23 protein-coding genes are annotated in these 19,829 nt (G+C 60.9%); 9 read left to right on the forward strand and 14 right to left on the reverse strand.

Annotation, left to right across the window (positions count from 1 at the left end; translation table 11 throughout):
- Window positions 1–15: 15 nt before the first annotated feature.
- From rsmD to KVH01_RS06790, 3 genes are read right to left on the reverse strand one after another with little or no spacing between them, the layout of a single operon-like run.
- Window positions 16–621: a 16S rRNA (guanine(966)-N(2))-methyltransferase RsmD gene (gene rsmD / locus KVH01_RS06780; protein ID WP_043047033.1), complete on the reverse strand. Its 606-nt coding sequence runs from the start codon at window positions 619–621 to the stop codon at window positions 16–18.
- The gene (locus KVH01_RS06785) at window positions 621–2,111 is read right to left on the reverse strand and encodes a M16 family metallopeptidase (RefSeq protein ID WP_217880850.1); all 1,491 of its coding nucleotides are present in this window, start codon (window positions 2,109–2,111) and stop codon (window positions 621–623) included. The genes rsmD and KVH01_RS06785 overlap by 1 nt, the downstream gene beginning before the upstream one ends.
- Window positions 2,104–3,459 carry a M16 family metallopeptidase gene (locus KVH01_RS06790; protein WP_043047035.1) on the reverse strand — a complete coding sequence of 452 codons (1,356 nt, stop codon included), beginning with the start codon at window positions 3,457–3,459 and terminating at the stop codon, window positions 2,104–2,106. The genes KVH01_RS06785 and KVH01_RS06790 overlap by 8 nt, the downstream gene beginning before the upstream one ends.
- A gap of 338 nt (window positions 3,460–3,797) precedes the next feature.
- Here KVH01_RS06790 and ftsY point away from each other — a divergent pair, with 338 nt between their 5' ends.
- The 4 genes from ftsY (at window position 3,798) to rpoH (ending at window position 7,839) form a co-directional block, all read left to right on the forward strand.
- On the forward strand, window positions 3,798–5,168 hold the full coding sequence (ftsY, locus tag KVH01_RS06795) for a signal recognition particle-docking protein FtsY (RefSeq protein WP_217880851.1): 1,371 nt from the start codon (window positions 3,798–3,800) through the stop codon (window positions 5,166–5,168).
- Window positions 5,165–5,836, forward strand: a complete 672-nt coding sequence (ftsE, locus tag KVH01_RS06800) for a cell division ATP-binding protein FtsE (RefSeq protein WP_003195112.1) — start codon at window positions 5,165–5,167, stop codon at window positions 5,834–5,836. The genes ftsY and ftsE overlap by 4 nt, the downstream gene beginning before the upstream one ends.
- Window positions 5,833–6,855: a permease-like cell division protein FtsX gene (gene ftsX / locus KVH01_RS06805; RefSeq protein ID WP_217880852.1), complete on the forward strand. Its 1,023-nt coding sequence runs from the start codon at window positions 5,833–5,835 to the stop codon at window positions 6,853–6,855. The genes ftsE and ftsX overlap by 4 nt, the downstream gene beginning before the upstream one ends.
- Before the next feature lie 129 nt (window positions 6,856–6,984).
- Window positions 6,985–7,839 carry an RNA polymerase sigma factor RpoH gene (rpoH, locus tag KVH01_RS06810; protein WP_003176698.1) on the forward strand — a complete coding sequence of 285 codons (855 nt, stop codon included), beginning with the start codon at window positions 6,985–6,987 and terminating at the stop codon, window positions 7,837–7,839.
- 123 nt (window positions 7,840–7,962) lie between these two features.
- On the opposite strand, the gene mtgA is transcribed toward rpoH, so the two are convergent.
- A complete protein-coding gene (mtgA, locus tag KVH01_RS06815; RefSeq protein WP_217880853.1) occupies window positions 7,963–8,685 on the reverse strand; it encodes a monofunctional biosynthetic peptidoglycan transglycosylase in 723 nt (240 codons plus the stop codon).
- Window positions 8,686–8,759: 74 nt separating this feature from the next.
- On the opposite strand from mtgA, the gene KVH01_RS06820 reads away from it, so the two are divergent.
- The 4 genes from KVH01_RS06820 to trmB all read left to right on the forward strand — a co-directional run bounded on the left by KVH01_RS06820 (window position 8,760) and on the right by trmB (window position 10,998).
- Window positions 8,760–9,134, forward strand: coding sequence for a DUF423 domain-containing protein (locus KVH01_RS06820; protein WP_217880854.1), 375 nt, complete (start codon window positions 8,760–8,762; stop codon window positions 9,132–9,134).
- Between the two features lie 79 nt (window positions 9,135–9,213).
- Window positions 9,214–9,414, forward strand: a complete 201-nt coding sequence (thiS, locus tag KVH01_RS06825) for a sulfur carrier protein ThiS (protein WP_032878918.1) — start codon at window positions 9,214–9,216, stop codon at window positions 9,412–9,414.
- A 54-nt stretch (window positions 9,415–9,468) separates the two neighbouring features.
- Window positions 9,469–10,263 carry a thiazole synthase gene (locus KVH01_RS06830; protein WP_032884143.1) on the forward strand — a complete coding sequence of 265 codons (795 nt, stop codon included), beginning with the start codon at window positions 9,469–9,471 and terminating at the stop codon, window positions 10,261–10,263.
- Window positions 10,264–10,272: 9 nt separating this feature from the next.
- Window positions 10,273–10,998, forward strand: a complete 726-nt coding sequence (gene trmB, locus KVH01_RS06835; protein WP_032878921.1) for a tRNA (guanosine(46)-N7)-methyltransferase TrmB — start codon at window positions 10,273–10,275, stop codon at window positions 10,996–10,998.
- Between the two features lie 142 nt (window positions 10,999–11,140).
- Here trmB and KVH01_RS06840 read toward each other — a convergent pair whose 3' ends face one another.
- The 9 genes from KVH01_RS06840 to KVH01_RS06880 all read right to left on the reverse strand — a co-directional run bounded on the left by KVH01_RS06840 (window position 11,141) and on the right by KVH01_RS06880 (window position 17,865).
- Window positions 11,141–11,464, reverse strand: coding sequence for a DUF3392 domain-containing protein (locus KVH01_RS06840; RefSeq protein ID WP_003176691.1), 324 nt, complete (start codon window positions 11,462–11,464; stop codon window positions 11,141–11,143).
- Between the two features lie 20 nt (window positions 11,465–11,484).
- The gene (gene hemW / locus KVH01_RS06845) at window positions 11,485–12,687 is read right to left on the reverse strand and encodes a radical SAM family heme chaperone HemW (protein WP_225924066.1); all 1,203 of its coding nucleotides are present in this window, start codon (window positions 12,685–12,687) and stop codon (window positions 11,485–11,487) included.
- Complete coding sequence (gene rdgB / locus KVH01_RS06850; protein ID WP_217880855.1) at window positions 12,684–13,277, reverse strand: RdgB/HAM1 family non-canonical purine NTP pyrophosphatase; 594 nt, start codon at window positions 13,275–13,277, stop codon at window positions 12,684–12,686. Before rdgB ends, hemW begins: the two co-directional genes overlap by 4 nt.
- Window positions 13,274–13,711, reverse strand: a complete 438-nt coding sequence (locus tag KVH01_RS06855) for a DUF4426 domain-containing protein (RefSeq protein ID WP_043046296.1) — start codon at window positions 13,709–13,711, stop codon at window positions 13,274–13,276. The genes rdgB and KVH01_RS06855 overlap by 4 nt, the downstream gene beginning before the upstream one ends.
- A 21-nt stretch (window positions 13,712–13,732) precedes the next feature.
- Window positions 13,733–14,353 (reverse strand): methionine biosynthesis protein MetW, encoded by a 621-nt coding sequence (metW, locus tag KVH01_RS06860; RefSeq protein WP_217880856.1) that lies wholly within the window; start codon window positions 14,351–14,353, stop codon window positions 13,733–13,735.
- Between the two features lie 25 nt (window positions 14,354–14,378).
- Complete coding sequence (gene metX / locus KVH01_RS06865) at window positions 14,379–15,521, reverse strand: homoserine O-succinyltransferase MetX (RefSeq protein WP_217880857.1); 1,143 nt, start codon at window positions 15,519–15,521, stop codon at window positions 14,379–14,381.
- Window positions 15,522–15,713: 192 nt separating this feature from the next.
- Entirely contained in the window at window positions 15,714–16,301 is a 588-nt protein-coding gene (locus KVH01_RS06870) for a YggT family protein (protein ID WP_003195087.1), read from the reverse strand.
- A 25-nt stretch (window positions 16,302–16,326) separates the two neighbouring features.
- Window positions 16,327–17,145 (reverse strand): pyrroline-5-carboxylate reductase, encoded by an 819-nt coding sequence (gene proC / locus KVH01_RS06875; protein ID WP_217880858.1) that lies wholly within the window; start codon window positions 17,143–17,145, stop codon window positions 16,327–16,329.
- Window positions 17,146–17,178: 33 nt separating this feature from the next.
- Window positions 17,179–17,865, reverse strand: coding sequence for a YggS family pyridoxal phosphate-dependent enzyme (locus tag KVH01_RS06880; RefSeq protein ID WP_217880859.1), 687 nt, complete (start codon window positions 17,863–17,865; stop codon window positions 17,179–17,181).
- Window positions 17,866–17,922: 57 nt separating this feature from the next.
- Between KVH01_RS06880 and KVH01_RS06885 the strand changes: the two genes are divergently transcribed.
- Window positions 17,923–18,957 carry a type IV pilus twitching motility protein PilT gene (locus KVH01_RS06885; protein ID WP_217880860.1) on the forward strand — a complete coding sequence of 345 codons (1,035 nt, stop codon included), beginning with the start codon at window positions 17,923–17,925 and terminating at the stop codon, window positions 18,955–18,957.
- Between the two features lie 139 nt (window positions 18,958–19,096).
- Here the strand turns inward: KVH01_RS06885 and KVH01_RS06890 are convergent, their stop codons facing one another.
- A complete protein-coding gene (locus KVH01_RS06890; RefSeq protein ID WP_043046291.1) occupies window positions 19,097–19,735 on the reverse strand; it encodes a C40 family peptidase in 639 nt (212 codons plus the stop codon).
- Window positions 19,736–19,829 lie beyond the last annotated feature (94 nt).

Raw genomic sequence — 19,829 nt, forward strand, 5'->3', positions numbered from 1 at the left:
CGAGCAAGCTCGCTCCTACAGAGAGCGGTGCCACAGCGCGTAATACACCCGCCCGGATTTCTGCTCCCGGTGCAGGCGCCAGCTGCCCGGCAGGCCGAGTGTGGAAGGCGCGGTCTCGCTTTCAGTGTAGACCCAGGCATCCGGCGCCAACCACTGGCGCTCTTCCAGCAATGCGCACACGGTCGGCAGCAGGTTCTGGTTGAACGGCGGGTCGAGAAACACCACGTCATATTCCGTGGCCGCCTGGGTTTCCAGATAGCGCAGCGCGTCAGCCGTCTGCACCTGGCCGGTAGTGCAGCGCAGCGTGCCCAGGTGCTCCTTGAGGCTGGACACTGCCACATTACTGGCATCCAGCGCCTGACCCTGGGCGGCGCCACGGGACAGCGCCTCCAGGAACAACGCGCCACTGCCGGCGAACGGATCAAGCACCTTGGCCCCGCCGATATACGGCGCGAGCCAGTTGAACAGGGTTTCACGCACGCGGTCCGGCGTCGGGCGCAGGCCGACGACGTCAGGGAAGCTCAGCTTGCGGCTGCCCCATTCACCGCCAATGATGCGCAGTTGGCCCACGCCGTTATGTACGTTGTGGACAGGTTTTTTCGGGCGAGATGAACTGGCCATTAATGCTCCGGAACCCCGAGCGGCTGCTCGGCAGGTTTATCAGTGGGGGGCGGTAGTGGCTTTTGCGCAATTGTCGGGCCGGCGGTCACGATGACCATCTTGTCGGCGCTCAAGTGTTTGTTCATGGCTGCCTTGACCTGCTCTACGGTCAGGGCCTGGGATTGTTTCATGAAATCTTCCAGATAGTTCAGCGGCAGGTTGTAGAAACCCATGGCGCCCAACTGCCCGACGATATCGGCGTTGCTCGCGGTGGACAGCGGGAAGCTGCCAGCCAGTTCGCGCTTGGCGTCATCCAGTTCTTTTTGCGTCGGACCGGTCTTGAGGTAGTCAGCCAGAACGTCTTCAACCAGGCGCAGGGTGCCACCGCTCATTTCGGCGCGGGTCTGCAGGTTGATCATGAACGGGCCACGCACCTGCATCGGTGAGAAACCGGAGTACACACCGTAGGTCAGGCCGCGCTTCTCACGCACTTCACTCATCAAGCGGGTGCCGAAGCCGCCGCCGCCGAGGATCTGGTTGCCCAGGGATAAAGCAGCGTAGTCCGGGTCGGCGCGGTCGATCCCCAGTTGCGCGAACAGCAGGTGGGTCTGCTTGGATGGGAACTCGATGCGGCTCAGGCCGGGTTTTGGCTCGGTCGGCTGGGCAATCTTGGCCATGGCCGGGCCTTTGGGCAGTGAGGCAGAGACCTTGGCCGTCATGGCCTCGGCTTCGGCGCGGGTCAGATCGCCCACCACCGCAATCACTGCATTACCGGCGGCATAGGCTTTGGCGTGAAACGCCTGCAACTGCGCCAAGGTAATCTTCGGCACGCTCTCGGAGGTGCCTTCGCTTGGGTGCGCATAAGGGTGGTCGCCGTACAGGCGTTTGAACAACTCAATGCTCGCCAGCTTGCCGGGGTTCTGCTTCTGGTACTCGAAACCGGCCAGGATCTGGTTCTTGATCCGTGCCAGGGAGTCCGCCGGGAACGTCGGCTGGCCGATCACTTGGTCAAACAATGTCAGGGCTGCTTCGCGCTTATCGCTGTCGCTCAGGCTGCGCAGGGAGACCAGTGCCATGTCGCGATAGGCGCCATTGCCAAAGTCGGCGCCCAGGCCCTCGAAACCACTGGCGATCTGGCTGACATTCTTGCCCGGCACGCCTTCGTTGAGCATGGCGTTGGTCATCAGCGCCAGGCCCGGCGTGTCGCCATCCTGGCTGCTGCCGGCGGCGAACAGAATGCGCATGTCGAACATCGGCAGTTCATGGGCTTCGACGAACAGCACCTTGGCGCCTTCGGCGGTGGTCCAGGTCTGCACATCGAGCTTGCGGTTGGTCGGCGCCTTGCCGTCCAGTTCTGCCAGGGATTGCAGGGTGCTGGCCGATTGGGCCTTGTCCAGGGCCTGGCTGGCAACCGACTCGCTCGGGCGCAGGAAGTACACGGCACTGGCCGCCATCAAGGTGACGGCGATCAGCCCGGGCAGGATCAGGCGGCTGCTTTTACGATTACTCATGAGCGGTCTCCTCAGGCAAAACATGGGCGACGCTCAGACGTTCGCGGGTGAAATAGGTGCGGGCAGCTTTCTGGATATCTTCCGGCGTGACGCTTTGCAGTTCGGCCAATTCGCTGTCCATCAGCTTCCAGGACAGGCCGACGGTTTCCAGGGAGCCGATGGCCGTGGCCTGGCTGGTAATGGAGTCGCGCTGGTACACCAGGCCGGCAATCACCTGGGCACGGATCCGTTCCAGTTCTTCGGCAGTCGGCGGCTTGGCTTTCAACTCATCCAGCAGGCGCCACAGTCCGGCTTCGGCTTGGGCAACGGTCTTTTTCTTCTGCTGGTTGGGGGTGGCCGACAGCATGAACAGCGTATCGCCACGGGTATAGGCGTCGTAGTTGGTGGAAGCGGCAGACACCAGCTCCTCGCCACGTTCCAGTTGTTCAGAGATACGTGCGCTGTAGCCGCCGTCCAGCAGGGCCGAGATCAGGCGCAGGGCTTGCACCGAGCGTTTGTCTTCGGCAGTGGCAAGGCCAGGGACGTTGAAGCCCAGGAACACACTCGGCAGTTGGGTCTGCACGTGCAGGGTCAGCAGGCGCTCGCCAGGCTCGGGCAGCTCCATTGGGATCTTCGCCGGTGGCACATCACGCTTGGGGATCGGGCCGAAGTAACGCTGGGCCAGGTTTTTCACCTCGTCCGGGGTTACGTCGCCGACCACCACCAGGGTGGCGTTGTTCGGTACATACCAGGATTGGTACCAGTGGCGCAGCTCCTCGACCTTCATGCGGTCCAGGTCAGCCATCCAGCCGATGGTCGGCGTGTGGTAGCCGCTGGCGGGGAAGGCCATGGCCTTGAAACGCTCGTAGGCCTTGGACATGGGGTTGTCGTCGGTGCGCAGGCGGCGTTCTTCCTTGATGACCTCGATTTCGCGGCTGAACTCGTCGGCAGGCAGGCGCAGGCTGGCCATGCGGTCGGCCTCCAGTTCGAAGGCCACGCCCAGGCGGTCGCGAGCCAGCACCTGGTAATAGGCGGTGTAGTCATCGCTGGTGAACGCGTTTTCTTCGGCGCCCAGGTCACGCAGGATCAGCGAGGCCTCGCCGGGGCCAACCTTGGCGCTGCCCTTGAACATCATGTGTTCCAGGGCGTGGGACAAACCGGTCTGGCCCGGGGTTTCATAGCTTGAACCAACCTTGTACCAGACCTGGGAAACCACCACTGGTGCGCGATGGTCTTCGCGCACGACCACTTTCAGGCCGTTATCCAGGGTAAATTCATGGGTGGGTTGTGGGTCGGCAGCGAAGGCTGAAAGGGGCAGACAAACTGTGCTGAGCAGCAGGCCTGCGGCGCGGCGGGCTAGAGCATTCATTCGTTTTTTAACCTGTTGGGCTGCCCGCTTGGTCTTAGCGTCGGCGGGCGAGGAGGTGCTAGGATACTGATCCGATTTAGGGACGGCCACTGCGGTCGTCATCTTGTCCCGGATCCAGTCGTAGGAATGTTGGAATAGAGGGTGTTTTTCCCCGACGATCTTCAACTTTTCGCCGATTTTATCGCTTCAATCCTATATTGAAACGATTTGCCAAGGCCTTTATTTACGCCTTACAAAATGTTGCGCATGAACAAGCGGGCGTTAAAGCAGTCTGTTCTGCATCGAATTTATTTACCGAGGCGCCCTGGCGCATCGCTACTTTGAGATAGCCGTCCTCCATGTTTGGTTCCAACGACGACAAGAAGAGCCCAGCTGCGGCTGGCGAGAAAAAAGGCCTGTTCGGATGGCTGCGCAAAAAGCCGCAGGAAACCGTCGTCGAACAGCCGCAGGTTCAACCCGAGCCCATTCCTGAGCCTTTAGTAGAAGCCGAACCGGTTGCCGATACTCCGGAGCCGTTGGTGTTGCCGATGGCCGAGCCGGTATTGCAGCCGGTGGTCGAGGCAGAGCCTGAACCCGAGCACAAACCGTGGCCGGAACTGCCGGTAGCCGAAGAGCCTGTGGCACTGGTTGAAGATGTGCAGGCCGAACATGTGGCTCCGCCGATCCCGGTGGTTATCGAGCCGCAGCCGGTGATTGTCGATGCACCGGTCGAGCCGGCGCCCGTGCAGATTGCCGCTCCCGCTGTGATCGAAGAGCCAACCGTCCCTGCCGAAACCAGCAAGACCGGGTTCTTCGCCCGCCTCAAGCAGGGCTTGAGCAAGACCAGCGCCAGCATCGGCGAGGGCATGGCGAGCCTGTTCCTGGGCAAGAAGGTCATTGATGATGAGTTGTTGGAGGACATCGAGACCCGTCTGCTCACCGCCGACGTGGGTGTCGAAGCCACCGCCGTGATCATCCAGAGCCTGACCCAGAAGGTCGCGCGCAAGCAGTTGACCGACGCCGATGCCCTGTACAAATCCTTGCAGGCCGAACTGGCGGCGATGCTCAAGCCGGTGGAAGCGCCGCTGGTGATCACGCCGAACAAGCCGTTCGTGATCCTGGTGGTCGGCGTCAATGGCGCCGGCAAGACCACCACCATCGGCAAGCTGGCCAAGAAGCTGCAGGGCGAGGGCAAGAAAGTCATGCTAGCCGCCGGTGACACCTTCCGTGCCGCCGCCGTCGAGCAGTTGCAGGTATGGGGCGAGCGCAACAAGATCCCGGTGATCGCCCAGCACACCGGTGCCGATTCCGCTTCGGTGATCTTCGATGCCGTGCAAGCCGCCAAGGCCCGTAACATCGACGTGTTGATCGCCGATACCGCAGGGCGCCTGCACACCAAAGACAACCTGATGGAAGAGCTGAAGAAAGTCCGCCGTGTGATCAGCAAACTCGATGCCGATGCGCCCCACGAAGTCTTGCTGGTGCTCGACGCCGGCACTGGCCAGAACGCCATCAGCCAGGCCAAGCAATTCAACCAGACGGTGCAACTGACCGGCCTGGCATTGACTAAGCTCGACGGCACGGCCAAGGGCGGTGTGATTTTCGCCCTGGCTAAACAGTTCGGGTTGCCGATTCGTTATATCGGTGTCGGTGAAGGCATTGACGACCTGCGCACCTTTGAAGCCGAACCCTTTGTACAGGCACTGTTTGCCGAGCGGGAGCGTTCATGATTCGATTCGAGCAGGTCGGTAAACGCTATGCCAACGGGCATGTGGGCTTGCATGAGCTGAGCTTTCGCGTGCGTCGCGGCGAATTTCTGTTTGTCACCGGCCATTCCGGCGCTGGCAAAAGTACGCTGTTGCGCCTGTTGCTGGCCATGGAACGCCCGACCACCGGTAAGTTGCTGCTGGCAGGCCAGGACCTGGCGACCATCAGCAATGCACAGATTCCGTTCCTGCGCCGCCAGATCGGCGTGGTATTCCAGAACCACCAGTTGCTGTTCGACCGCACGGTGTTCAACAACGTGGCCCTGCCGTTGCAGATCCTCGGGCTGTCCAAGGCCGAGATCGTCAAGCGCGTGGATTCAGCCCTGGAGCGCGTGGCGTTGTCGGACAAGACCGATCTCTTCCCTGGCGACCTGTCCACCGGCCAGCAACAACGCGTCGGTATTGCTCGCGCCATCGTCCATCGCCCGGCCTTGCTGCTGGCGGACGAACCCACCGGTAACCTCGACCCGCGCCTGGCGGCCGAGATCATGGGGGTATTTGAAGACATCAACCGCCTGGGCACCAGCGTACTGATCGCCAGCCACGACCTGGCCCTGATTGCCCGCATGCGCCATCGCATGCTGACCCTGCAACGCGGTCGCCTGATTGGTGACGGGGAGGCCGGCGTATGAGTGCCACTCGCAGCCCTAAAGTGTCCGAACGCGTGGCGCCGAAACCGGCCGACCCGCAACCACCGAAGAAAAAGCGCGACGAAGACGACGGCCCGGACTTCGCTACCTTGCTGCATGCCTGGATCGAAAGCCATCGGGCCAGCCTGGTCGACAGCCTGCGCCGTCTGGGCAAGCAGCCGATCGGCAGCTTTTTCACCTGTCTGGTGATGGCCGTGGCGTTGAGCCTGCCGATGGGTTTGTCGCTGCTGCTTAATAATGTCGAGCGCCTGGGCGGGTCCTGGCAGCGTGCGGCGCAGATTTCGCTGTACCTGAACCTGGACGCCAGCAGCAAGGACGGCGAAGCGCTGCGCGACGAGATCAAGAACATCCCGGGGGTTGCCGAGGCCGAGTACATCAGCCGCGACCAGGCCCTTGAAGAGTTCCAACAGCAATCCGGCCTGGGCGAGGCGCTCAAGGAGCTGCCGCAGAACCCATTGCCTGGCGTGGTGCTGGTGACGCCGAACGAAGTCGATAAGCCGGCCCTGGAGGCCCTGCGACAAAAACTCGCAGAGATGCCGAAGGTGCAACAGGCGCAACTTGATCTAGTCTGGGTAGAGCGCCTGGCCGCGATCCTCAAGCTGGGCGACCGCTTTGTGTTCGGTTTGACGGTGTTGTTGGTGTCTGCATTACTTTTGGTGATAGGTAATACCATTCGTCTTCATATTGAAAACCGCCGCACCGAGATAGAAGTGATTAAACTGGTCGGCGGCACGGACAGCTATGTACGTCGTCCTTTTCTGTACATGGGCGCGCTTTATGGCTTGGGTGCAGGGGTTTTGTCCTGGGGCGTACTGGCGTTTGGCCTTGATTGGCTGAACGACGCGGTTGTTGGGCTGGCCGGTTTGTATGGCAGTGATTTTGCCCTGGCTGGGGTGCCGGTTGCCGATGGTCTGAGTCTCTTGCTTGGCGCCGTCCTGTTGGGGTATATCGGTGCCTGGATTGCGGTAGCACGGCATTTACGTGAACTGGCGCCGAAGTAGTTAATGCCAGGGTAATGTGGTTTCGTTTGTATTGACCGTATCAGTGGTATAGGGAACTTGTCCTACGGTTCCCGGTCAATTTTCGCAGTGCTGAACTGCACGAGTTATGTGAGTCGGAGGTTTTTTCGTATGACCACTTCTTTGCAACCTGCTTATGCCTTGGTCCCGGGTGCGAACCTGGAGGCTTATGTGCACACGGTCAACAGCATTCCATTGCTGACGCCTGAGCAGGAGCGTGAACTGGCCGAGAGTCTCTACTATGAGCAGGATTTGGGGGCGGCTCGGCAGATGGTGCTCGCCCACCTGCGTTTTGTCGTACATATCGCCCGTAGCTATAGCGGCTACGGCCTGGCCCAGGCTGACCTGATCCAGGAAGGCAACGTCGGCCTGATGAAGGCTGTAAAGCGCTTCAACCCTGAAATGGGCGTGCGCCTGGTGTCGTTTGCCGTGCACTGGATCAAGGCGGAAATCCACGAGTTCATCCTGCGCAACTGGCGCATCGTGAAAGTGGCGACCACCAAGGCCCAGCGCAAGCTGTTCTTCAACCTGCGCAGCCAGAAAAAACGCCTGGCGTGGCTGAACAACGAGGAAGTCCACCGCGTGGCCGAAAGCCTGGGCGTGGAGCCTCGTGAAGTACGCGAGATGGAAAGCCGCCTGACCGGCCATGACATGGCCTTCGACCCAGCCGCCGAAGCGGATGACGACAGTGCTTTCCAATCGCCGGCCAACTACCTGGAAGACCACCGGTACGACCCGGCGCGTCAACTGGAAGACGCCGACTGGAGCGACAACTCCAACCACAACCTGCACGAAGCGCTGGAAGTGCTGGACGACCGCAGCCGTGACATCCTCTACCAGCGCTGGCTGGCGGAAGAGAAAGCCACGCTGCACGACCTGGCGCAGAAGTACAACGTGTCGGCCGAGCGGATTCGTCAGCTTGAGAAAAGCGCGATGAACAAGTTGAAGCTGTCGATCGCCGCTTAACTGGCTATGTGGTCCAAATGTGGGAGGGGGCTTGCTCCCGATAGCAGAGTGTCAGTCGTCATCAAAGTGGCTGACCTTCCGCTATCGGGGGCAAGCCCCCTCCCACAGTTGTTTTAAGTTGTGTCAGTTGGACCAGGGCGCTTTGCGAGGGGTATTCAGTTCCACCAGGTATCCAGCGCCACCCAACTGACTCATCTGCTGACGAATCCACGCCGCCCGCCGCGCCACATAAGCTGTCGGGTGGCTGGCACTCCACACCCGCGGATTGGGCAACACCGCCGCCAGGTAACTGGCCTGCTGCCGTGAAAGGCCCTTGGCGCTGACGCCAAAATGGTGCCGCGCCGCCGCCTCTGCGCCAAACACACCGTCATCCCACTCCACGCTGTTGAGGTACACCTCAAGAATCCGCTCCTTGGGCCACAACACCTCGATCAAGCCGGTAAACCACGCCTCCAGGCCCTTGCGCAGATAACTGCGGCCGGCCCACAGGAACAGGTTCTTCGACACCTGCTGGCTCAACGTGCTGGCGCCGCGAATCGAACCGCCGCGCTCGTTGTGCAGAATCGCCGCCTGGATCGCGCCAAAATCAAAGCCCCAGTGCTGCGGGAAGCGCTGGTCTTCACCGGCCATCACCGCCACTTTCAGGTCGTCGGAAATCTCATCCCACGGCACCCAGGTGCGTTGCAGGTCAATGGGCTCGCCGTCGATCCAGGATTCGACCTTGCGCTCCACCATCAATGCAGTGAACGGTGGCGGAACGACCCTGAACAGCAGCACCAGCAACACACTGCCGATGGCAAACCATTTCACGACATTGAGAAAGCGTTTGAAGAGGACACGCAGCATAGAGATGGCTTGGCCGAACCCGTTGAGCGGGCCATTATACAGACCCTGCCCGATGAGTCTGACTGGAGTTCCCAATGCTGCGTAGCTTTCTGATGCTGGCTGCCTTTTTCGGCTTTACCGGTGTCGCCCTGGGGGCGTTCGCCGCCCACGGCCTGAAAAACCGCCTGAGCGCCGAGTACCTGGCGATCTTCCATACCGGCGTGACCTACCAGTTGGTGCATACCCTGGCGCTGTTCGGCGTGGCCTTGCTGGCGGCACATATTCCTGGGCGGTTGGTCAATTGGGCGGGTATCTCGTTTACCGTCGGTATTCTGCTGTTCTCGGGTAGCCTGTACGTGTTGACGATGACCGGCATCAGCAAACTGGGGATCATCACGCCGTTTGGCGGGCTGGCGTTCCTGCTTGGCTGGTTCTTCCTTGGCCTGGCGGCGTGGCGCTTGCAGCTTTGACCGCTTGACGCTTGGAGCTGACCCGCACGTCCCAATCGCGCTAGAATGCTGGCCCCTAAAAATGATGGCGGCCCGTGGCATGCGCATTCAGTTGAACGGTGAACCCTTTGAACTGCCCGACGGTGAAACCGTCGCGGCCCTGCTGACCCGCCTGGACTTGACCGGGCGTCGGGTCGCAGTGGAGCTCAATCTGGATATCGTCCCGCGCAGCCAGCACGCCGAGACCTCGCTGAAAGAAAACGACCAGGTCGAAGTGGTCCACGCCATCGGTGGCGGCTAACCTGCCACGGCCGCAACGCATTCTGCAGAACCTCATCCAAACAGAGGATTTCCCATGAGCATCGTTCGTAGCGACAAGCCTTTCGTCCTGGCCGGTCGTACCTACCAGTCCCGCCTGCTGGTCGGCACCGGCAAGTACCGCGACATGGAAGAAACCCGCCTGGCCATCGAAGCCTCGGGTGCCGAGATCGTCACCTTCGCCGTGCGCCGCACCAACCTTGGCCAGATCGAAGGCGAACCGAACCTGCTCGAAGTGCTGTCGCCGGATCGCTACACCTTCTTGCCGAACACCGCTGGCTGTTATGACGCCATCGAAGCCGTGCGCACCTGTCGCCTGGCCCGTGAGCTGCTCGACGGCCACAACCTGGTGAAGCTGGAAGTGCTGGCTGATCAGAAAACCCTGTTCCCCAACGTGATCGAAACCCTCAAGGCCGCTGAAACCCTGGTCAAGGAAGGCTTCGACGTGATGGTCTACACCAGCGATGACCCGATCATCGCCCGTCAGTTGGCAGAAATCGGCTGTATCGCCGTGATGCCGCTGGCTGGTTTGATCGGTTCCGGCCTGGGCATCTGCAACCCGTACAACCTGCAGATCATCCTTGAAGAAGCCAAGATCCCGGTGCTGGTGGATGCGGGCGTGGGCACTGCCTCCGACGCAACCATCGCCATGGAACTGGGCTGCGACGCGGTGCTGATGAACTCGGCCATCGCCCACGCCCAGCAACCGATCATGATGGCCGAAGCCATGAAACACGCGATCGTCGCGGGCCGCCTGGCCTACCTCGCCGGGCGCATGCCGAAAAAACTCTATGCCAGCGCTTCTTCGCCGCTGGATGGTCTGATCAAGTAAGAGCTATTGATGACTGAATCAAACGAAACGCCGAACACCGTGGAAGCAGGCGACGAGTCCAAGCACCGCCGCATCAAGAGTTTTGTGATGCGCGCCGGCCGTATGACCGAAGGCCAGCAAAAGGGCCTGGAACAAGGTACGCCGCTGTTCGTTTTGCCCCTGGCCGATGCGCCGGTTGATTACGACCAAGTGTTTGGCCGTTCGGCCCCACGCTCGCTGGAAATCGGTTTCGGCATGGGCCACTCCCTGCTGGAAATGGCCGCGGCCGCACCGGAGCAGGATTTCATCGGTGTGGAAGTGCACCGTCCAGGCGTTGGCGCGTTACTTAACGGCGTGCTCACCCAGGGCCTGACCAACCTGCGAGTTTACGACTGCGACGCGATTGAAGTGCTCAACCGCTGCATCGCCGACAACAGTCTCGATCGCCTGATGCTGTTCTTCCCGGACCCGTGGCACAAAGCCCGTCACCACAAGCGTCGTATCGTCCAGGCGTCTTTCGCAGAGCTGGTGCGCAGCAAGCTCAAGGTGGGCGGCATCCTGCACATGGCCACCGACTGGGAACCGTACGCGGAATACATGCTGGAAGTGATGAACGTCGCCCCTGGCTACCGCAACCTGGCGGAAGATGGCAAGTGCGTGCCGCGCCCGGCCGAGCGGCCGATCACCAAGTTCGAACGCCGTGGTGAGCGGTTGGGGCATGGGGTGTGGGATTTGAAGTTTGAGAAGTTGGCATAACTCGCCCCCTGACTTGAAATGCAACCAAATGTGGGAGGGGGCTTGCTCCCGATTGCAGTGGGTCAGCTACAGATAAGCTGACTGATCCACCGCTATCGGGGGCAAGCCCCCTCCCACATTTGTTTTTGCAGTGTGTATCGGATCAGCGGCGGTCTGCCACCACCCCAATCAACACCAGCACCACCACCAACACCGGCGCCAGGCTGTAGTTATTGAACTGGCTCAATCCCCGCACAATCCACGGCGTTGCGTAGATCAATGCCGCACCGCTGCCGATCATGCACAGCAGGGCCATCAAGGGCACGCGCAAGGCGCCAGCGATGCTGCCCAGGCGCGCTTCGACCCAGCCCTTGATATCGGCGCCGAACAGCACCAGCAAGCAGCCCACAAGGGCCAGGGAGATTTCCGACAGGTTGCTACGGCTCCAGCGGGATACGGTGGCGAGCAGGTCGAGTACCAGATCCATTCGATTTCCTTAAAGAGCTATCAGCTCAAAAACTTCTGCAACAGGTCATTGAGAAAGAGTTGCCCGCGGTCGGTTGCCGCCAGGCGTGACGGTTCGACCTGCATCAAGCCACTTTGTTCTGCCTCGCGGCGGCCTTCGTCGAGGCTGGCCAGCTCGAGCCCGGTGCGTTCGGCGTAGAGTCTGGCATCGACGCCTTCGGTCAGGCGCAGGGCGTTCATCAGGAATTCGAACGGCAACTCCTCGTTGGTCAGTTCTTTCGCCCCGGCCTGGAAGCTTTTGGCCGGGTTGAGGTAGTCCTTGGGCGCACGGGTTTTCCAGGTGCGCACGATGCGCCCGTCCGGGTGGCTGAGCTTGCCGTGGGCGCCGGCGCCAATGCCGATGAAGTCGCCAAAGCTCCAGTAATTCAGGTTATGCCGCGCCGCACGGTCGGGTTGGGCGTAGGCCGACACTTCATATTGTGCGTAACCGTGCTCGGCGAGCAGTGCCTGGCCGGCTTCCTGGATATCCCACAACGTGTCGTCTTCCGGCAGCGCGGGCGGCTGGTTCCAGAAGACGGTGTTGGGTTCCAGAGTCAGCTGATACCAGGACAGGTGTGTCGGCTTGAGCGCAATGGCTTGGCGCAAGTCGCCCAAGGCGTCGTCCAGGGATTGGTTGGGCAGGCCGTGCATTAAGTCCAGGTTGAAGTTATCGAACCCGGCCTGACGCGCCATGTCGGCGGCGCGCACAGCTTCTTCGCCGTTATGGATGCGACCCAGGGCCTCAAGTTTTTCCTGCTGGAAACTCTGGATGCCGATGGACAGGCGATTGATCCCCAACTTGCGGTAGGCCACGAACTTCTCTTGCTCGAAGGTCCCGGGGTTGGCTTCCAGGGTGATCTCGATATCCGCGGCAAACGGGATGCGCGCTTGCACACCCCTGAGCAAGCGCCCCAACGCGGTGGCGCTGAACAGGCTAGGGGTGCCGCCACCGAAGAAAATCGAGCTCAGTTCCCGGCCATAAGCGGCGTGCAGGTCTTGATCCAGATCCGCCAACAATGCATCTACATACTCTTCTTCCGGCAGCACCTTGCTGGCGGTGTGGGAGTTGAAGTCGCAATAGGGGCATTTGCGCACGCACCAAGGGATGTGGATGTACAGCGCCAAGGGCGGCAGGTGGGGCAGGGCCGCCCGTGGTGTTTGCGCGCCACCGTGGATCAGCGGCTGCGCAGAGGTGTTCTGGGTCATTTCAAGCCCAGGCGCTGGCGCAGCAAGGCCATGGCGCGGGCGCGGTGGCTGATCTGGTTCTTGTCGGCCGGGCTCAATTCGGCGCTGGAAACATTGCGCTCCGGCACCCAGAACAATGGGTCGTAGCCAAAGCCATGTTCGCCGCTGGCGGCGTGCAGGATGCGCCCCTGCCACAAGCCTTCGCACAGGATCGGCAACGGGTCATCGGCATGTCGCACCAGGGCCAGTACGCAGACGAACTGTGCGCCGCGTTCGGCGTCCGGCACGTCCTTGAGGGCGTCGAGCAGTTTGGCATTGTTGGCTGCGTCACCCTTGCCGTCGGCATAACGGGCCGAATAGATGCCCGGGGCGCCGCCGAGAAAGTCCACCGCCAGACCCGAATCATCCGCCAACGCCGGCAGGCCGGAGATACGCGCGGCATTGCGTGCCTTGAGGATGGCGTTTTCGACGAACGACAGGCCGGTCTCTTCCGGCTCGACCTGGCTGAACTCGCCAATCGAGCGCAGTTGCACGGATTCGCCGAGCATGGCCTGCAGTTCTTTGAGTTTGCCAGCGTTATGGCTGGCCAATACCAGTTGGGAGAGATTCATCGGTCGGCCGGAAACAGTTCTTGATTGAATTGGAAACCATGGGCTTTGCCGCCGGTTTCAACGTTGATGGTAAACGTCTTGTATTCGCGCTGCGTCACCGAATAGGGCGCGAGATAGCTGATCCCGCCTTTCTCTTCGATTTGCTTGAACGTCAGGATCTCGCTCTTGCCGCCCAGATCCTTGATGGTGCCGGTCACTTGGGCCGCGACCGGGGCCACGCCCTTGATCACAGTCACATTGATCAAGCCCTTCTCCTTGCTGCGCACCACGCCGACTTTCTGGGCGGTCTCCGGTGGCAGGAAGCTGGAGGTGAAGGTGTTGTAGTGGACGGTGATATCGCCAAAATCTTTCTTGCGGTTAGCATCGATGGTATCGGCGGCCATGGCGCTGGCGCCCAGGCATGCAGTCAATAGAAAAACAGCCAAACGACTCATGAACGTCCCTCTTGAAAATGATTAGACGGCAACTTTGTGGTCGGTCAGGCCAGGGCTCCTGACCCGGTAGATACCGATTTCGCCCAACAGATTGGGCCATAGCTTACTCGCCCAGCCGTGGCGGTGCTGTTGATCGACGGCAAGGCGGTTGATCACCTTGGCTTCACGCTCGCCACACAAGGCTTCGAAGTCTTCGAAGGTGCAGAAGTGAATATTCGGCGTGTTGTACCAGGTGTACGGGAGGAAATCCGAAACCGGCATGCGGCCCTTGGTGGCCAGGTACCAGCGGCAGCGCCAGTGACCGAAATTGGGGAAGGTGATGATGCATTGGCGGCCAACGCGCAGCATTTCGTCAAGGATGCGGTCCGGGTAGTGCACCGCTTGCAGGGCCTGGGTCATCACCACGATATCGAAGCTGTTGCTGGCAAAGTTGCCCAGGCCTTTGTCCAGGTCCTGCTCGATTACATTGATGCCCTTGGCCACGCACTGGGCGATGTTGTCCGGGTCGTTTTCCAGACCGTAGCCGGTAACTTGCTTGTTGTCGCGCAGCCAGCTCAGCAGTTCGCCATCGCCACAGCCCAGGTCGAGCACGCGGCTGCCGGCGGGGATCCAGTCTTGGATGATTTCCAGGTCGGCTCTCATGGCGTTCTCCCAAAGCGTAAGCAATTCATATAAGCGTGATTCGGTTCATGTAGTTGCGAAACGCCTGCAGGTAACGCGGGATCGGGATCAGAAAGGCGTCGTGGCCTTGCGGAGCATCGATCTCCAGGTAGCAGACGTCTTTCTTGGCGGCCATCAGGGCGTCCACAAGCTCACGGGAGCGGGCCGGCGAGAAGCGCCAGTCGGTGGTGAATGACATGACGCAGAACTTGGCCGTGACGTTCTCGAAGGTTTTCGCCAGGTCGTCGCCGTGATTGGCGGCCGGGTCGAAATAGTCCAGGGCCTTGGTCATCAGCAGGTAGGTGTTGGCGTCGAAACGCCCGGAAAACTCTTCGCCCTGATAACGCAGGTAGCTTTCCACCTGGAACTCGACGCTGTGGAAGTCGTAGTTGAGCTTCTCGCTCTTGAGGCCACGGCCGAATTTTTCGCCCATGGAATCGTCGGACAGATAGGTGATATGCCCCACCATCCGCGCCAGCATCAGGCCACGCTTGGGGATCACGCCGGCTTCCTGGAACGAACCGCCGTGGAACTCGGGGTCGGTGAGGATGGCCTGGCGCGCCACTTCGTTGAAGGCGATGTTCTGCGCCGACAGCTTGGGCGCCGAGGCGATGGCCAGGCAATGGCGCACACGGTCCGGGTAGCTGATGGTCCATTGCAGCGCCTGCATGCCGCCCAGGCTGCCGCCAATCACCGCGGCCCATTGGCCGATGCCCAGCAGGTCCGCCAGGCGTGCCTGGCTGTGCACCCAATCTTCCACGGTCAACACCGGGAAGTCCGCGCCGAACGGCTTGCCGGTTTCCGGGTTGAGGCTGCTGGGGCCGGTGGAACCATTGCAGCCACCAAGGTTGTTGAGGCTGACCACGAAGAACTTTTTGGTGTCGATGGGCTTGCCGGGGCCGATGCAACTGTCCCACCAGCCGGGCTTGCGCTCGTCCACAGAGTGGAAGCCGGCAGCGTGATGATGGCCGGACAAGGCGTGGCAGATCAGCACGGCGTTGCTCGCCGTGGCGTTCAGTTGGCCGTAGGTTTCGTAGATCAGGTCGTAGGCTGGCAGCGAACGGCCGCAGGCCAGGGCCAGCGGCTCGCTGAAATGCGCCACTTGCGGCACGACCAGTCCAACGGAATCGGGGGGAAAGGCGGCTGGCATCGACCCTGCTCTCGCTTAAATGAGGCGTAAGTCTAAAGAGCGGGGACCCTAGCGGCAAGCAAAGGTCGGGGGGGTAAGCGCATTGCTTTGTGTAGGAGCGAGCTTGCTCGCGAAAAACCTGAGAACGCAGTTGGGTATCAGGTTTCCCGCGTTATCGTTCACGTTCTTCGCGAGCAAGCTCGCTCCTACAGGTCAGATCAGGCCAAACAACTCTTTTGGCATGTAGGCAAAGTAGGCCAGGCGTGGAATCACCCAGCTTTGCAACAGCTGGATCACGATAAACGCAAAGATCGGCGAGATATCCAGGCCACCCAGGTTAGGGATCAGGCGGCGGAACGGCGCCAGCACCGGTTCGGTGATCTGGGCTACCAATTCGGCGCCCGGACTACGGCTGCCCGGTGCGACCCACGACAGGATCACGCTGATGATCATCGACCAGAAAATGATCTTCAGGAACAGCGAGAAAATACCGATCAGGCCCCATGGCAACAGCAGCACGGTGAACGCCTGGTAGCCGTTGAGCATCAGGATCACCACGAACAGCAGGATCTGCAGCAGCAGCGCCAGCACCAGCGAGGACATGTCCAGGCCGAACAGGCTCGGGATCACCCGGCGCAATGGCTTGAGCAGCGGCTGGGTGGCCTTGACCACGAACTGGCACAGCGGGTTGTAGAAGTTGGCCCGCACCAGTTGCAGGATAAAGCGCATCAGCACGATCAGCAGGTACAGGCTGCCCAGGGTCTGGATGATGAAAATGGCAGCGTCATTGATTCCGAGCATGTTTGATTACCTTGGTAAGGGACGACTATTTGCCCAGTTGCTCAGCCATCTCGGCTGAACGATGTGCCGCGGCACCCAGTGCAGTTTCCACCAGGGCCTCAAAGCCTCCGGCTTGAAACGATTCGATGGCGGCTTGCGTAGTGCCGCCCGGGGACGTTACACGACGGCGCAGCTCGGCGGCATCGACATCGCTGCCCACGGCCATTTTCGCGGCGCCCAGGGCTGTTTGTTCGGCCAGTTGCTCGGCGACATCATGGGGCAGGCCCAGCTTGACGCCGGCTGTGGTCATGGCTTCGATCAACAGGAAGAAGTAGGCCGGGCCGCTGCCGGAAACAGCAGTGACCGCATCCAGTTGTTGTTCCTGCTCCAGCCACACGGCGATGCCCACCGCAGACAGCAACTCCTCGGCCTGGTCGCGTTGTTGCGCCGTGACTTCGTGGGTGGCATACAGGCCGCTGACGCCTTGGCGCAGCAGCGCCGGGGTATTGGGCATGCAGCGCACGATGGGCTGGGCACCCAGCCAGTTGTTCATGCTGGCGCAGGTGATCCCGGCAGCGATGGACACCACCAGTTGATGGGGCTGCAGGCTAGGGCGCAGGCTTTCGCACACGGCCTTCATGGCCTGGGGCTTGACCGCCAGTACGATCACGTCGACGCCATGGATGGCCTCGGCGTTGTCGGCAAATGTTTCGATACCGTGTTCGGCGCTGACGCGCTCGCGGGTTTCGGTGCCCGGGTCGCTGGCGCGGATCTGTTCGGCGTCCAGGCCCTTGGCCCGCAGGCCGCCGATCAGGCTGGCCGCCATGTTACCGGCGCCGATAAAGGCAATACGCGTGTTGCTCATGACAGGTCCTTATTTCGAGGGAAGTCAGCCATTTCACGCCTGGCCGTAATCGCGGGCGCCAAACAGGGCGGTACCGATGCGCACCCAGGTGGCACCTTGGGCGATGGCCGACTCAAGGTCATGGCTCATGCCCATGGAAAGTGTGTCGAGCGACAGGTCCAGGCTGGCTTGCAGGTCGCGCACCGTGGCAAATGCCGCATCCTGCGCCATCCGGTCTTCAGTCGGCTCGGGGATCGCCATCAGGCCACGCAGTTTCAAGCGCGGTAAAGCACTGATGGCATTGGCCAGGGCCGGCAGGTCGGCAGGTGTGCAGCCGGACTTGCTGGCTTCGCCGCTAACATTGACCTGGATGCAGATATTCAACGGCGGCAGGTCGGCCGGGCGTTGTTCGGACAGGCGTTGTGCGATTTTCAGGCGGTCCACGGAATGCACCCAGGCGAAGTTCTCGGCGATGGCGCGAGTCTTGTTCGATTGAATGGGGCCGATGAAGTGCCAACTCAAGGGCAAGTCGGACAATTGGACCTGTTTGCCCAACGCTTCCTGCAGGTAGTTCTCGCCAAAGTCGTGCATGCCGGCGGCATAGGCTTCGCGCACTGCCTGCGCGGGCTTGGTCTTGCTCACGGCCAGCAGGTGGATGCTGCTTGCGTCACGTTGCGCGGCCTCGGCTGCGGCGCGGATGCGCTGGCTAACCAGGCCGATGTTGTCTGCTATCGTCGACATTCAAGTTGCACCCGTGGATATGGAGTCCGCGGCATTCTACTGGAAATGGAAAGCCCTATGGATATCACGCAATTGCTGACGGCCAGCGTAAGCCGAGGCGCCTCCGACCTGCATCTGTCGGCCGGCCTGGCGCCGATGCTGCGCATCGATGGCGAAGTCTGGCCCATGGATTGGCCGAGGCTTGAGGCATCGCAAATGGTCGACCTGGTGTGCCCTTTACTGAGTAAACACCAACAAAAGGATTTCGAAACATCTCTTGAAACGGATTTTGCCTTCGAGTTGCCTGGAGTGGCGCGTTTCCGGGCAAACGTGTTCCGCCAGGATCGCGGCGTGGGTGCGGTATTTCGCACTATCCCGACCGAGGTCCAGAGCCTGGAAGACTTGGGGTTGGGCGAGGTTTTCCAGCGTATCGCCCAGCTTCCACGCGGCCTGGTCCTGGTCACTGGGCCCACCGGTTCGGGTAAGTCCACCACCTTGGCGGCGATGATCGATCACCTTAACCAGCACCGACGCCAGCATATCCTCACCCTGGAAGACCCCATCGAATTTATCCACAGGCCGAAAATGGCCCTGGTCACCCAGCGCCAAGTGCACCGCGATAGCCACAGCTTTTCGGTCGCCCTGCGCTCGGCCCTGCGGGAAGACCCGGATGTGATACTGGTGGGTGAGCTACGCGACCTGGAAACCATTCGCCTGGCGCTGACGGCGGCTGAGACCGGACACCTGGTATTTGGCACCCTGCACACTTCATCGGCAGCAAAGACCGTGGACAGGCTGGTGGATGTCTTCCCGGCCGGGGAAAAGGCCATGGTCCGCGCGATGTTGTCAGAGTCGCTGCAGGCGGTGGCGTCCCAGGTACTGGTGAAGAAGGTCGGTGGCGGTCGCGTGGCCGCCCATGAAATCATGTTGGGCACGCCGGCGATTCGCAATCTGATCCGCGAAGACAAGGTGGCGCAGATGGTCTCGGCGATCCAGACCGGTGGGGCGTTGGGGATGAAGACGCTGGATATGAGTTTGAAGGCGTTGGTTGCGCGAGGCGTGGTCAGTCGAGACGATGCGCGAGAGAAGGCGAGGGTGCCTGGGGATATATAAAATCGGGAGATATAAGGAGATCCAAATGTGGGAGGGGGCTTGCCCCGATAGCGGCGGATCAGTCAGCTTATCTTTAGCTGACCCACTGCAATCGGGAGCAAGCCCCCTCCCACATTGTTTACTGTATTCCAGCTGAAGATCAGCGCTGCACGATCCGCAGGTTGCTGTTCTGCTCTTTCGGCAGCACCCGCTTGGCAATCACGTAGTTCTTGTTCCAAAACGGCTTTTTCAGCGTGTCGATGCTTACCGACTTGCCACGGCGCGGCGCGTGGATAAAGCGGTCGTTGCCCAGGTAGATGGCAACGTGGTTGACCTGGCGGCTCTTCAACTTGAAGAACAACAGATCGCCTGGCTTCAGGTCTTTGCGATCAACCTTCAAGCCGTGGCCGGCCGCCATGGCGTTGGAAGTGCGTGGCAAATCCACCGCTTTTACATCGTTAAAGGCATATTTCACCAAACCGCTGCAGTCGAACCCTTTACTTGGGCTGCTGCCGCCCCAACGATAGGGAGTACCGAGCACGTTGACGGCGCGGCTGAGCACGTTGCTGCTTTGCTTGGTGTTCACCGCCATCAGGCCGGGAGTTGCTTTACCGTGGGCCTTGCTCACTTGAGTCGGGCGGTTGACGGTCAGCTTTGCCGATTTGGCCGTGCTGGTTGTGCTGTGGACTTTAGGGGTGAAACCATTGACGTTCGGAAGTCGTTGCTCACGATTGGTGGCGTGGGCGGCCAGTGGCATTAATAGGCAGATGGTCAGCCATGTCTTGAAAAATGGTCGCATTAGGCGTGGCTCTTATGGGTTTGCGCGCAACTTTATAACAGCTTTTTGTGTCGTTCTCAGGCCGTTTGTCGACTGAACCTTGGGGTCAAATTCA

This window comes from Pseudomonas khavaziana (assembly GCF_019145205.1).
GTDB lineage: Bacteria > Pseudomonadota > Gammaproteobacteria > Pseudomonadales > Pseudomonadaceae > Aquipseudomonas > Aquipseudomonas khavaziana.